Below are 12,011 nucleotides of genomic sequence, written 5' to 3' on the forward strand. Positions count from 1 at the left end.
AAGCCAGGGAGAGGACGGCGCCGGCAACCCCGGCGCCCGCGGCCCGCCGCACCATCGCGCGCGTGAGTGCCGCGTCGGCATGTTCGATCCGTGCCCGCGCGGCGTCGACCGCGCCGTAAGCGGTCAGCACGTCGAGACCGGTCACGAGCTCGAGCAGGGCTTCCGACAGCGCACCGCGCAGCGGCGCGAGTTCGCGTTCGGCGCGCGCCGCCACCCGACTCACGAGCAACCACGAGACGAGGAACGCCGCGATGAGGCAGACCGCGAGCGCGATCCCGGCGGCCGGGAGCAGCGCGGTCGTGAGGATGACGGAGGCTCCGGCGACGACACCCGACACCACCAGTGGTTGAACGACCCGCAACGGCACGTTCTGCAGCTCGTCCACATCGGTCACCAGGCGGGTGAGGAGGTCGCCCCGGCCGGTCAGCTGCAGTCCGTCGGGAGCCACCGGGATGACGCGTTCGATCATGCCGGCGCGCAGCTGCGCCAATTGACGGAATGCAGCATCGTGGCTGAGGAGGCGTTCGAGGTACCGGAAGGACGCCCGGGCCAGCGCGAACGCGCGCACCCCGACGACGGCGACACCCAGCTCGACGATCGAGGGCTGCTCGGCGGCCTTCGTGATGAGGAACGCGCTCGAAGCGAGGAGGGCGACGGCGGCCCCCGCGGAGAGGATCCCGGCCAGGAGTCCAGGGACGAAGCGGCGCGCCGGCGGCTGCGCCAGTCGGATGATCTGTCGGACGCGCTCATCCATGGAGCATCACCTCGTCGTCCTGGACGCGTTCCGACCGCACGCGGATCTCGAGCACGGCATCCGCGTGTTCGACGATCGACGGTCGATGGGTGATGACGATGACGGCCGCCCCGGCCCGAGCGGCGTCGCGCGCAGCGTCGATGACGAGCGCCTCGGAAGCGGCGTCGAGCGCCGAACTCGGTTCGTCGAGCAGCAGCACCGGCGTTCCGGCATCCGCCGGGGTGCGCCGCAGCCGGTAGAGGGCCCTCGCGATCGCGATCCGTTGCGCCTGCCCACCGCTCACGCCGTCGCCGACCGCGCCGATGGGGTGTCCGAGCGGTAGCGCGGACAGCCCGAGTGCCGACAACGCCTCGACGATGAGCGCCTCGTCGGGTGCGTCATCGCCCAGCGCGACGTTGCTGCCGACCGTCCCCGCGATGAGGACCGGACGCTGCGGCGCCCACGACAGCCAGCGTCGTCCACCAGGCGTGGGCGACATGCCTCCTCCGTCGTGCAGGATCGATCCGGTGGCGTCCACGAATCCGAGGATCGCCGACGCCATGCTCGTCTTCCCGGCTCCGCTGGCGCCGACGACAGCCGTCACCACGCCGGCCGGGAACGTCGCGTCGAGGTCGTCCAACACCCGCAGCTCGTCGTATTGCACGCCGAGACCGTCGAGCACCAGGCCAGACGTCCGGCGAACGGAGTCGCCGACCGTTGCCGAATCGCCGACCTGATCAGGAGCCGACGGCGATTCGCGCACGGCCTTCGCTTCGTCGAGGATCTCGAAGACCTCGTCGGCGGCGGTGACCCCCTCCGCGGCAGCGTGGTAGTTCGCGCCGACGTTCCGCAGTGGCAGGAAGGCCTCCGGGGCCAGGATCAGGACGAAGAGCCCCGTTCCGAGGAGGAGCGAGCCGTCGAGGAGCCGGAGGCCGATGCCGACCGCGACCACGGCGACGGCGAGACTCGACAGCAGTTCGAGGGCGAAGCCGCTCACGAACGAGAACCGCAGGACCTTCATGGTCTCGACGCGGTACTCCTCGGTGACGGTTCGGATCCGCTGCACCTGCCGGTGCTGCCGACCGAACAGCTTGAGGGTCGCCATGCCCGCGACGAGCTCGAGGAACCCGCGCGACAGATGGGCCAGGGTCTCCCACTGGCGCCGCTGCACCGCCTGGGTCGCGAATCCGATGAGGATCATGAAGACGGGGATGAGCGGGAGTGTCACGATCACCGTGATGCCGCTGAGTGGGTCCTGGATGAAGATCACCGCCGCGATGATCGGCATGGCGATCGCCGTGAGGATGAGCTGCGGGACATAGCGACCGAAGTACGCGTCCAGGGCGTCGAGCCCGCGGCCCGCCACGGTCGTCAGGGCGGCGGAGCTCCGACGCGAGACCCAACCCGGCCCGAGCGTCTCGAACGCGCCCGCGAGGGCCCGCCGCAACTGACTGCGGACGATCGCGGAGCCACGGGCGTTCACCGAGTCGGATGCCAGGACGGTCCCGGCACGCAGCACCACGATGCCGATCAGCAGCCAGAGCGACGGCAGGAGCTCCTCGACCGGATCCCCCGCGATCGACCGGGACACGAGCTGGGCCACGAACCAGGCGAACCCGAGCGTGCAGGCGGTCTGGACGAGCGCGATGACCGCGCCGAGTCCGAGGACCGACCGGGCTCCGCGGGCATAGCGGAGCAGTCGCGGATCGAGGGGGCGCACGATGACAGGTTAGTGCGCGGCGGCTTCGATGTGTTTCCGCGTGATGCGCTTGCGGAACACCCAGTACGTCCATCCCTGGTAGGCGAGGATCAGCGGCAGGAAGATCAGGGCGGTCCACGACATCACCGTGAGGGTGTACTCCGTCGAGGAGGCGTTCGCGATCGTCAGGCTGTTCGCCGGGTCATTGCTCGCCGGCATCACCGCTGGGAAGAGCGCGGTGAACAGGGTGAGCACGGCCGCGGCGACGGTCACGGCCATGAGCGCGAACGCACGGCCTTCCAGCCCACGGCTGTTCGCGAACCAGGCGCTGATGAGCGAGACCGCTGCGATGGCCGCGAGGATCAACACCGGGAGCGAGAAGTGCGCCAGGACGGTCCACCCGAGGAACGACGCGGCGAGCAGGATGGCGACGAGCCCGGCGCGGCCCGCGAGGCGGCGAGCGCGCTCGCGGATGTCGCCCTCGGTCTTCAGCGAGGCGAACACGGCTCCGTGGGCGAAGAAGAGCACGAGCGTCGTGAGACCGCCGAGGATGCCGTACGGGTTGAGCAGGGTGAAGAGCGTACCGGTGAAGTTGTGGTCGGCATCGAGCGGGACGCCCTGGACGATGTTCGCGAAGGCGACGCCCCAGAGGAAGGCCGGCAGGGCCGAGCCCACGATGATCATGAGGTCGAAGCGCCGTTTCCAGGAGGCTTCCGGCCGCTGGTGCCGGTACTCGAACGACACCCCTCTGATGATGAGCGCAAGGAGGATGAACAGCAGCGGGAGGTAGAAGCCGCTGAACAGGGTCGCGTACCACTCGGGGAAGGCGGCGAAGAGGCTCGCACCGGCGACGATCAGCCAGGTCTCGTTGAGGTCCCAGACCGGCCCGATGGTGTTGATGAGCATCCGGCGGTCGGTCTCGTCCTTCCCGAGGAAGGGGATCGTCATGCCGACGCCGAAGTCGAAGCCGTCCAGGACGAAGTAGCCGACGAACAGTGCGGCGATGATCCAGAACCAGAGAATCGTGAGGTCCATGATGTGCTCCTAGTAGACCGTGGTCGCGGGGGCGGCGGGCTTCTGCACGCCGTCCTCGTCGGGTTCGGACAGCTCGATCGGGTCGGGCCCGGCCTTGATCGTCTTCTTCAGGAGACCGAACTCGACGACGAGCAGCGATCCGTAGACGACGGTGAAGGCGATCAACGAGATCAGGACGTCGAGGCCGGTGGTGTTCGGCGAGACCGCGTCCTCCGTCTTCAACAGGCTGAAGACGATCCACGGCTGGCGGCCCATCTCGGTGAAGACCCAGCCCATGGTCATGGCGAGGAACGGCATCGGGACCGCCCAGACCGCGACGCGCCACATCCAGCGCTTCGGCTCGCGGCCCTTGCGGGTGAACCAGAGACCGGCTGCCGCGACGAGCATCGAGGCGAGGCCGAGGCCGATCATCCAGCGGAACGCCCAGTAGGTGACCCAGATGACGGGCGAGTAGTCGCCCGGACCATAGAGCTGGGTGTACTGCGCCTGCAGGTCGTTGATGCCCTCCACCGTGCCGTCGAAGGTGTGGGTCGAGAGGAACGACAGGAGGTACGGGATACGGATCGAGAAGAGCTCGTGGACGCCGTCGGGCGTGCCGAGGGTGAAGATCGAGAAGGAGGCGTCGGCACCGCTCGCCGTGTTGTACATCGCCTCCGCAGCCGCCATCTTCATCGGCTGGGTCTCGACCATGGCGAGGCTGAGCTGGTCGCCGGCGAGCATGGTGGCGCCACCCGCGAGGAGCATGCTCCACGCACCGACCTTGAGCGCCGGGCGCATCGCCTCGACGTGCTGGCCCCGGGCGAGGTGCCAGGCGGCAGCAGTGATGATGACGGCTGCGGAGACCATGAAGCACGCGAAGATCGTGTGCGGGAAGGCGGCCAGGGCGACCTTGTTGGTCAGCAGCTCCCAGATGTTCGTGAGCTCGGCGCGGCCTCGCTCCTCGTTGATCCGGAAGGCGACCGGGTTCTGCATGAAGGCGTTCGCCGCGATGATGAAGTAGGCCGACAGCACGGTGCCGAGTGCCACGATCCAGATGGTGGCGAGGTGGAGCTTCGGTGACAGCTTGTCCCAGCCGAAGATCCAGAGTCCGATGAACGTCGCCTCGAGGAAGAACGCGAGCAGGCCCTCGAGTGCCAGCGGTGCGCCGAAGACGTCGCCGACGAACCTGGAGTAGGTGGACCAGTTCATGCCGAACTGGAACTCCTGGACGATGCCCGTCACGACGCCCATGGCGAAGTTGATGAGGAAGATCTTCCCGAAGAACCGCGTGAGCTGCAGGTAGTGCAGCTTGCCGGTCCGGACCCAGGCGGTCTGGAACCCGGCGACCGTCACGGCCATGCCGATGGTCAGCGGCACGAAGATGAAGTGGTAGACGGTGGTGAGGCCGAACTGCCAGCGGGACAGCAGTAGCGGGTCGAGTAGGTCGTTCACGATGAACACTCCATCTTTCGCGGCATCCAGGGAAGGCGGCGCAGGTGCGGCCCGATCGGGGTGGTCATCCCCGTGGCTTCGATCCATGTCGTCGACACCAATCGTACCCGAATTCGCGCCTGTGGTCAGACCACACATCCAAGGGTGTCCTAACAGGGGTTTCGGAGCCCGTCCCACACCTGCCGCACTAGGCTTCGATCCGTGAACGACGTGCTCGGCTGGCTCCTCGACCTGGTGCAGAGCGTCGACCCCGTGACGCGCACGATCCTCGCCGGCGTCGGCATCATGCTCGAGACCTCGGTCCTCGTCGGCCTCGTCATCCCGGGCGACACCGTCGTCATCGTCGCCAGCACCGCCGTCGTCGGACCCGTCCAGTGGATCTCGATGATCCTCGTCGTCATCACCGGCGCGCTCATCGGTGAGTCCGTCGGGTTCGCGCTCGGCCGCTGGTTCGGCCCGCGCATCCGTGCCAGCAGACTCGGCCGCCGCATCGGCGAGCGGCACTGGGCACGTGCCGAGCGCTATCTCGACCGGCGGGGTGGCATCGCCGTCTTCATCTCGCGGTTCCTCCCGGTCCTGCACTCGCTGATCCCCCTCACGGTCGGCATGAGCACGATGAGCTACCGACGCTTCATCTCCTGGACACTGCCCGCCTGCATCATCTGGTCCTCGGCCTACGTCTCCGTCGGAGCACTGGCCGCGGGCAGCTATCGCGAGCTGTCGGACCGCCTCCATTGGGCGGGCTACGTCTTCGTCGGCATCATCGTCGTCTTCGCCGTCGTGGTCCTCGTCGTGAAGCGCCTCCTCCAGCGGAGCGAGGAGCGACACATGCTCGCCCAGGAGGACGCGACACCACCCGACGACGGCTCGACGCCCCAGTAGCAGACGACCGTCATCGCCGCGAGACGGCGGGCCGGACGCACCGGCATGACAGACTGAACGCGTGAAGGCATCCGACGATCGTCCAACGGCCTCCTCCGACGCCGCCGAGCAGATCCGGCACTTCGCCGCACGGATGGAGGACGCCGTCCAGTTGCGCCGCCAGCGTCGTGCGAGGCGGCACGGACGCGAGGCGGCGGTCATCCCCTTCACCGGCTACGGATCGACGTCCTGGATCCGTGTCCTGGCCAGGGTCGTCCTGGCGGAACCGGGCAAGACCACCGTCCAACCGCAGCAGAAGGTGCGCGGCTGGAAGAGCTTCTTCGCGCTGAGCATCGCCGACCCGACGGTCGAGGTGGAGGTCGACGGACAGCGTCACACGGTCACGGGCGACCGGGGCGGAGTGGTCGACGCGGTGGTCCAGGTGTCACTCACCCCCGGCTGGCACACCCTCCGCCTGAGTTCGGAGGGCAGCGACCCGGTCGAAGCGCCGGTCTTCATCGTCGCCGACGACATCGAGTTCGGCATCGTGTCCGACATCGACGACACGGTGATGGTGACGGCGCTCCCCCGCCCACTCGTCGCGGCCTGGAACACCTTCGTCCTCGACGAGCACGCCAGGACACCGGTGCCCGGCATGGCGGTCTTCCTCGAGCGCACGGCCCGCGAACACCCAGGCTCCCCGATCATCTACCTCTCCACCGGCGCCTGGAACGTCGCCCCGACGCTGACCCGGTTCCTCTCCCGCAACCTCTACCCCGCTGGCGCCCTCCTCCTCACCGACTGGGGCCCGACGCACGACCGGTTCTTCCGCAGCGGTCGCGAGCACAAGCGCAACAACCTCGACCGGTTCGCCGAGGACTTCCCGCGTCTGCGGTGGCTGCTCGTCGGCGACGACGGACAGCACGACGAAGCCCTCTACCGGAGCTTCGAGGAACGCCACCCCGACCGCGTCGCCGCCGTGGCGATCCGTCAGCTCTCCCCCGGTGAGGCGGTCCTCGCCGGTGGGCGCTCGAAGGTCGGTGCCCAGCACGAGGGCGCCCCCTGGGTCTACGCGGGGAACGGCGCAGAACTGCTCGACCAGCTCCACGACAAGCTCTGACGGCACCGATGTCCGTCGTCCCCGTCCTGCGCATCAGATCGCGGCTGCCCCTGCTCCAGGTGCTGAAGACGGCGCTGGCCGCCGTCGCGTCCTGGATCGTCGCGATCACGATCATCCCGGGCCAGCTCCCGGTCTTCGCCGCCATCGCGGCGATCCTCGTGGTGCAGCCGAGCGTCAACCAGTCGTTCGGGAAGGCGCTCGAGCGCAGCCTCGGGGTCATCACGGGCGTCATCCTCGCGACGGCCATCGGGATCGTCTTCGGACACTCCGCCTGGATCGTGCTCCTGGCCATCGTCATCTCCATCCTGCTCGGATGGGTCCTCCGCCTCGGGCCCGGATCCGCCAACCAGATCCCGATCAGCGCGATGCTGGTGCTGTCGATCGGCGCTGCGACCCCGGACTACGCGGTCGCGCGGATCGTCGAGACCGTGCTCGGCGCGGGCATCGGACTCCTCGTCAACGTCGTCCTCGTCGCACCGGTCCTCCTCGCTCCCGCGAAGGAGGCGGTGACCACCCTCGCGCTCGCGTGCGCCGACACCCTGGACCATCTCGCCACCTCACTCACGCGTGCGAACACGGACGCGGAGCTCGTGGCGCTGCTCCAGGAGGCCCGGGCGTTGAAGCCCCTGCGAGACCGGGCGATCGCCGCGGTGAAGGAAGGCGATGACAGCCTGCTGCTCAACCCTCGTCGATCGAGGCACCGTGACGAGCTCGACCGTCAGCGCCTGCTGCTGCGTCGACTGGAGCCGGTCGTCACGAGGACGCTGGGCATGGCGCGCTCGGTGCACGATCACGACGACCCGACCCTGCATGAGGAGCCGACGGTGGCGGACATCGCCGTCGAACTGACGCGGGCGGCCCACGATCTCAGGCTGCTGGTGAACGGTCGTGCCGCGTCCGACGAGCCGCCGACCGAGACCGCGGAGATCCCGGCGCTGACCGCTCCCCTCGTGATCGCCCGCCCGCACCCCCAGCACTGGATCCTCATCGGATCACTCATGGAGGACCTCCGTCGCGTGCGCGACGAGATCGTCGGCGAGCCGACCTGAGCCGGCCGGATACACGAAGGGCCGGTGGAGCGATGCTCCACCGGCCCTTCGACGTCCTGGGGCTACGCCTGGTGCGCGGCCTGCAGTTCGATGGTGATCGTGACGTCGTTGCCGAGCAGCACGCCGCCGGTCTCGAGCGCCGCGTTGTAGGTGAGGCCGAAGTCCTCGCGGTTGATCTTGGTGGTCGCCGTGGCGCCGAACTTGTAGTTGCCGTAGGGGTCGGTCGCGAAGCCGCCGAACTCGACGGTGAAGGTGACGGGCTTGGTCACGCCCTTGATCGTGAGGTCGCCGTCCACCAGGAAGTCGTCGCCCTTGGCGCGGGCGCCGGTCGAGACGAAGTCGATCGTCGGGTAGGTCTCGGCGTCGAAGAAGTCGCCGGTGCGGAGGTGACCGTCGCGGTCGGCCTGGTTCGTGTTGATCGATGCGACCTCGGCGGACGCGGTGATCTTCGTCTCGAGGGGGTTCTCCGGCGTGACGAACGTCGCGTTGAAGCGCTCGAACTTGCCCTTGACCTTCGAGACCATGATGTGGCGGATGCTGAAGCCGACCTCGCTGTGCGTGGCGTCGACCTCCCAGGTGCCAACCTTGTAGCCGGGAATCGTCAGGGTGTCGGTCATGCGGTACTCCTTGCGTCGATGTGCGGCGCGCTCGCGCCACGTTCTATTCAAACGCACGGACCTGGGAGCTATTCCCGCATCCCCGAGAAATTCTCCTCACCGACATCAGCGCGACATCGGCCGAAGCGACGGCAGGCCGAGCCGGACGCGCAGCAGTCGGTGCGCCGCGTCGGCGACCGTCGACTCCGGAATCCTCCCGGACCTGACCGCGGCGGCGATGTCGGCGACGAGCACGGCCGGATCGACACCGGTCGACGACGGCTCCGCCCCGAGGACGTAGAGCAGCATCGTGTTGCCGGCGGCCACGGCGCGGATCGCGTTCTCCGAGGGATTCTGGTACTCCGGCAGACCCGTGTGCTGCAGCATGAGCATGTCGTCGGTGATCGTGACACCGGTGAAGCCGAGGTCGTTCCGGAGGCGCTCGTGCCAGGCCGCCGACAGCGTCGCCGGTACGGCGTCGACCGCCGAGTAGACCAGATGGCCGAACATCACGACCTCGGCCCCGGCGTCGATACCGGCGACGAACGGCAGGGCATCGGTCGCAGCCCAGTCCGCGGCACCGATGGCGGTCGTCGGGACCGTCGAGTGCGAGTCTCCCGGCGCCTGGCCATGGCCGGGGAAGTGTTTCAGCGTGCTGAGCACCGCACCCCGCTCACCACGGACGGCCGCGGCAACCCGCTCCGCCGAGGCGTCCGGCGTCGTCCCGAGGGCACGGTCGTAGATGAAGGAGCTCGGATCGGCGGTCTCGTCCGCGACGATGCCGAAGTTCACGGTGCAGCCGGCACCGGCGAGCATCACAGCGCGTTGGCGGAACGCCTCCTCGCTCGCAGCGGCCGGTTGCGACTTCAGGGTGTCGGCAGCGGCGAAGACGTCCTCGTCGATGCGCCGGACATCGCCGCCCTCCTGGTCGATGCCGATGAGCAGCGGCATGGTCGGGTCGGGGCTGAGGGCGCTCGTCACCGCGGGCAGCCCCGCGAGACCCGGCACGTTGTCGCCCATGATGATGAACCCGCCCGGCTGATACCGCTCGACGAACGCCCGGAGCGTGCCCGGGTCGGTGCCCGGGGCATGGAGCATCAACATGGATGCGATCCGCTGCTCGAGGGTCATCGCGGCGAGTTCAGCGGCCGCACGCTGGTCGGCGACAGCCGGAGTCGTGCTGGTGGGACGGCTCGACGGCTTCGGGGATCCGGGCCCCGTGCACCCGGACAGGCCGAGGACGGCACCCGCCGCCGTCGAGGCGCCGATTGCGAGAAACCCTCGTCGTCCCAGCTGCACCGGCCCACTCTAGGCTCGGATCTTCCACGCAGGCTGGACGTCGCTCCCGGTGTGGCAGGAGTGACGAATGTGACATCGGCGGCTACACTTGCGTGGGTGACCGCCAGGATGGACGCATGCGCAAGCCGCTGACAGCCCTCTCGCCCCGCTCGAGGGGTGTCTCGCGAGCCGCCGCCCTCGGCGCCGCGCTCGTCATCGCGGTGTCGGTCGCAAGCCCGGCGGCCGCCGTGACCCCCACCTCGTTCCGGACCGCCGACTACCCGAGCTGGGACGACGTCCAGGCGGCCAAGGCGAACGAATCGACCGCGCAGGCCGAAGCCGACCGGATCGTGTCCCTCCTCGACGGACTGCGCGACGAATCCGCCCGGCTCGGCGACGAAGCCGTCCGCCAGGGGGCGGCGGCCGGTGAGGCCAAGGCGGCGTTCGACGCGCAGGCCGCCGTCGCCGACACGATCAGTGCGCAGGCGACCGCAGCAGCTTCGGCAGCGGCATCGAGCAAGCGTCAGGCCGGAGCGGTCATCGCCCAGATGACCCGCACCGGCGGTGTCGACCCGACGCTCTCCCTCGTCCTCTCCGGCGCGGCCGACGACGACCTCCTCTCCAAGCTCAGCGCGATCAGCAAGCTGAGCGAGACCTCGGCTCAAGACCTCGCGTCCGCGACCGCCGCGAGCAACACGGCGACCGCGCTCGCCGAGCAGGCGACTGCGGCCGAGACCGAACGTCAGCGACTCTCGGAGGCGGCGGACGCCAGCTACGAGACGGCGCAGTCCGCGAGCGACGCCGCCGATGCGGCGGTCGCCGAGCAGCAGGCCAACCGCGACCGGTTGTACCAGCAGCTCGCCGTCCTCAAGAACACCACCGCGGCGGTCGAACAGGCCTACGCGCAGAGCCAGGAGGCGATCGCCGCAGAAGAGCAGCGACGCAACGAGGCGACCGGTGGCGAGGGCTCCACGAGCGCTCCGCCGCCGGACCTCGCGGCCGACCCGGCCGGAGCGAAGGCGTACGCACAGTCCGCGATCGGCGCCTACGGCTGGGGTAGCGGAGAGTTCCAGTGCCTGCTGCAGCTCTGGACCCGGGAGTCGAGCTGGCGCGTCAACGCCTACAACGAGTCCAGCGGCGCCTACGGCATCCCGCAGTCCCTGCCGGGGAGCAAGATGGCGAGCTCCGGCGACGACTGGCGGACCAACGCAGCGACGCAGATCAACTGGGGCCTGAACTACATCGACAGCCGCTACGGCTCCCCCTGCGGCGCATGGGCGCACTCCGAAGCGACCAACTGGTACTGACGCCCCGTCTCACCCGACGTCGGCGACACCGAGGTTCGTCCCGGCCACCGCCAGCACCACGGTCACGAGCAGTGCGGCCCCGATGATGAGTCGGAAGAGCAGCCGATCCGGCGCGCGGGTTCCGACGAGCACGAGCCCCCACACGACGAGCGCGAGGACGCCGACCGCGCCAAGCACCCCGACGACCGGCGGTGCGGTCGGCCTGCCGACGAAGACCCCGCTCTGTCCGAGGACGGCGACCACGCCGGAGACGCCGAGGGCGACGAAGGCCGTCCGACCGGCGGTCCGCGCGCCGAGCCGGTGCGGCAGACCGCGGACGCCGGTCCGCAGGTCGTCCTCGAGATCGGGCAGGGCGTTCGTGAAGTGGATCGCCACACCGAACAGACCACCGACGGCGAGCGTCCACGCGGCCGGCACGATCGGCGGGACGGCAGCGAAGGTGACCACCGCGGGCAGTGCGCCGAACCCCACGATGAACGGGACCACCGACCAGGCCGTCGCCTTGAGACCCAGGTTGTAGGCCCATCCGCAGACGAGGAACAGCAGGTGCGAGGCCGCCGACGCCCAGCCGAGTGATGCCGAGAGCGGAATGCTCGCCGCACCGGCCAGCAGCGCCGCCGCCCGGACTGCCGAGACGCTGAGGTCGCCGCGCGCGACCGGCTTGTCCTGTCGTCCCGAGCGACGATCGCGTCTGGCGTCGAGCCAGTCGTTGGACCAGCCGATCGAGAGTTGTCCGACGAACACCACCACGGCGAGCAGGGCCGTCCGGAGGGGTGGCAGGCCGACGGCCGATCCGAGCACGACGGCGAGCACGGTCACCGCGACGGTCGGCCCGGGATGCGAGGACGCGAACAGACGGCGGGCCATGGAGAACACCGCCTCAGCTTAGGGTGACACCCGGG

General features: G+C 69.3%; 11 protein-coding genes. 4 read left to right on the forward strand and 7 right to left on the reverse strand.

All coding sequences use genetic code 11. The features are described 5' to 3' along the window. From IFT89_RS13965 to IFT89_RS13980, 4 genes are all read right to left on the reverse strand, one after another. Positions 1–754, reverse strand: a 754-nt coding sequence (locus IFT89_RS13965; protein WP_244650734.1) for an ABC transporter transmembrane domain-containing protein, incomplete at its 3' end; no start/stop codon positions are given. Beyond that, entirely contained in the window at positions 747–2,453 is a 1,707-nt protein-coding gene (cydD, locus tag IFT89_RS13970; RefSeq protein ID WP_202939269.1) for a thiol reductant ABC exporter subunit CydD, read from the reverse strand. The genes IFT89_RS13965 and cydD, both read right to left, overlap by 8 nt. 9 nt (positions 2,454–2,462) lie before the next feature. After that, positions 2,463–3,467, reverse strand: a complete 1,005-nt coding sequence (cydB, locus tag IFT89_RS13975; RefSeq protein WP_202939270.1) for a cytochrome d ubiquinol oxidase subunit II — start codon at positions 3,465–3,467, stop codon at positions 2,463–2,465. A gap of 9 nt (positions 3,468–3,476) precedes the next feature. Continuing rightward, positions 3,477–4,898, reverse strand: coding sequence for a cytochrome ubiquinol oxidase subunit I (locus IFT89_RS13980; RefSeq protein ID WP_079003899.1), 1,422 nt, complete (start codon positions 4,896–4,898; stop codon positions 3,477–3,479). Positions 4,899–5,099: 201 nt separating this feature from the next. On the opposite strand from IFT89_RS13980, the gene IFT89_RS13985 reads away from it, so the two are divergent. From IFT89_RS13985 to IFT89_RS13995, 3 genes are all read left to right on the forward strand, one after another. Further along, complete coding sequence (locus tag IFT89_RS13985; protein ID WP_202939271.1) at positions 5,100–5,780, forward strand: DedA family protein; 681 nt, start codon at positions 5,100–5,102, stop codon at positions 5,778–5,780. A gap of 133 nt (positions 5,781–5,913) precedes the next feature. Continuing rightward, complete coding sequence (locus IFT89_RS13990; RefSeq protein WP_079706285.1) at positions 5,914–6,879, forward strand: App1 family protein; 966 nt, start codon at positions 5,914–5,916, stop codon at positions 6,877–6,879. Positions 6,880–6,887: 8 nt separating this feature from the next. Further along, a complete protein-coding gene (locus IFT89_RS13995) occupies positions 6,888–7,928 on the forward strand; it encodes an FUSC family protein (protein WP_124769200.1) in 1,041 nt (346 codons plus the stop codon). Between the two features lie 62 nt (positions 7,929–7,990). Here the strand turns inward: IFT89_RS13995 and IFT89_RS14000 are convergent, their stop codons facing one another. After that, positions 7,991–8,545, reverse strand: a complete 555-nt coding sequence (locus tag IFT89_RS14000) for a YceI family protein (RefSeq protein WP_079705738.1) — start codon at positions 8,543–8,545, stop codon at positions 7,991–7,993. Positions 8,546–8,650: 105 nt separating this feature from the next. After that, positions 8,651–9,823, reverse strand: a complete 1,173-nt coding sequence (locus IFT89_RS14005) for a glycoside hydrolase family 3 N-terminal domain-containing protein (protein ID WP_307783519.1) — start codon at positions 9,821–9,823, stop codon at positions 8,651–8,653. A 116-nt stretch (positions 9,824–9,939) separates the two neighbouring features. Here IFT89_RS14005 and IFT89_RS14010 point away from each other — a divergent pair, with 116 nt between their 5' ends. Continuing rightward, positions 9,940–11,109, forward strand: coding sequence for a lytic transglycosylase domain-containing protein (locus tag IFT89_RS14010; protein WP_085510704.1), 1,170 nt, complete (start codon positions 9,940–9,942; stop codon positions 11,107–11,109). A gap of 9 nt (positions 11,110–11,118) precedes the next feature. Here IFT89_RS14010 and IFT89_RS14015 read toward each other — a convergent pair whose 3' ends face one another. Further along, on the reverse strand, positions 11,119–11,976 hold the full coding sequence (locus IFT89_RS14015; RefSeq protein ID WP_202939280.1) for a UbiA family prenyltransferase: 858 nt from the start codon (positions 11,974–11,976) through the stop codon (positions 11,119–11,121). Positions 11,977–12,011 lie beyond the last annotated feature (35 nt).

The organism is Plantibacter sp. CFBP 13570 (assembly GCF_014841395.1).
Taxonomy (GTDB): Bacteria; Actinomycetota; Actinomycetes; order Actinomycetales; family Microbacteriaceae; genus Plantibacter; species Plantibacter auratus.

Coding starts and splice junctions, on each gene's coding strand:
- IFT89_RS14015 (WP_202939280.1), bottom strand. CDS start 11,976: ATGGCCCGCCGTCTGTTCGCGTCCTCGCATCCCGGGCCGACCGTCGCG.
- IFT89_RS14000 (WP_079705738.1), bottom strand. CDS start 8,545: ATGACCGACACCCTGACGATTCCCGGCTACAAGGTTGGCACCTGGGAG.
- IFT89_RS13995 (WP_124769200.1), top strand. CDS start 6,888: ATGTCCGTCGTCCCCGTCCTGCGCATCAGATCGCGGCTGCCCCTGCTC.
- IFT89_RS14010 (WP_085510704.1), top strand. CDS start 9,940: ATGCGCAAGCCGCTGACAGCCCTCTCGCCCCGCTCGAGGGGTGTCTCG.
- cydB (WP_202939270.1), bottom strand. CDS start 3,467: ATGGACCTCACGATTCTCTGGTTCTGGATCATCGCCGCACTGTTCGTC.
- IFT89_RS13990 (WP_079706285.1), top strand. CDS start 5,914: ATGGAGGACGCCGTCCAGTTGCGCCGCCAGCGTCGTGCGAGGCGGCAC.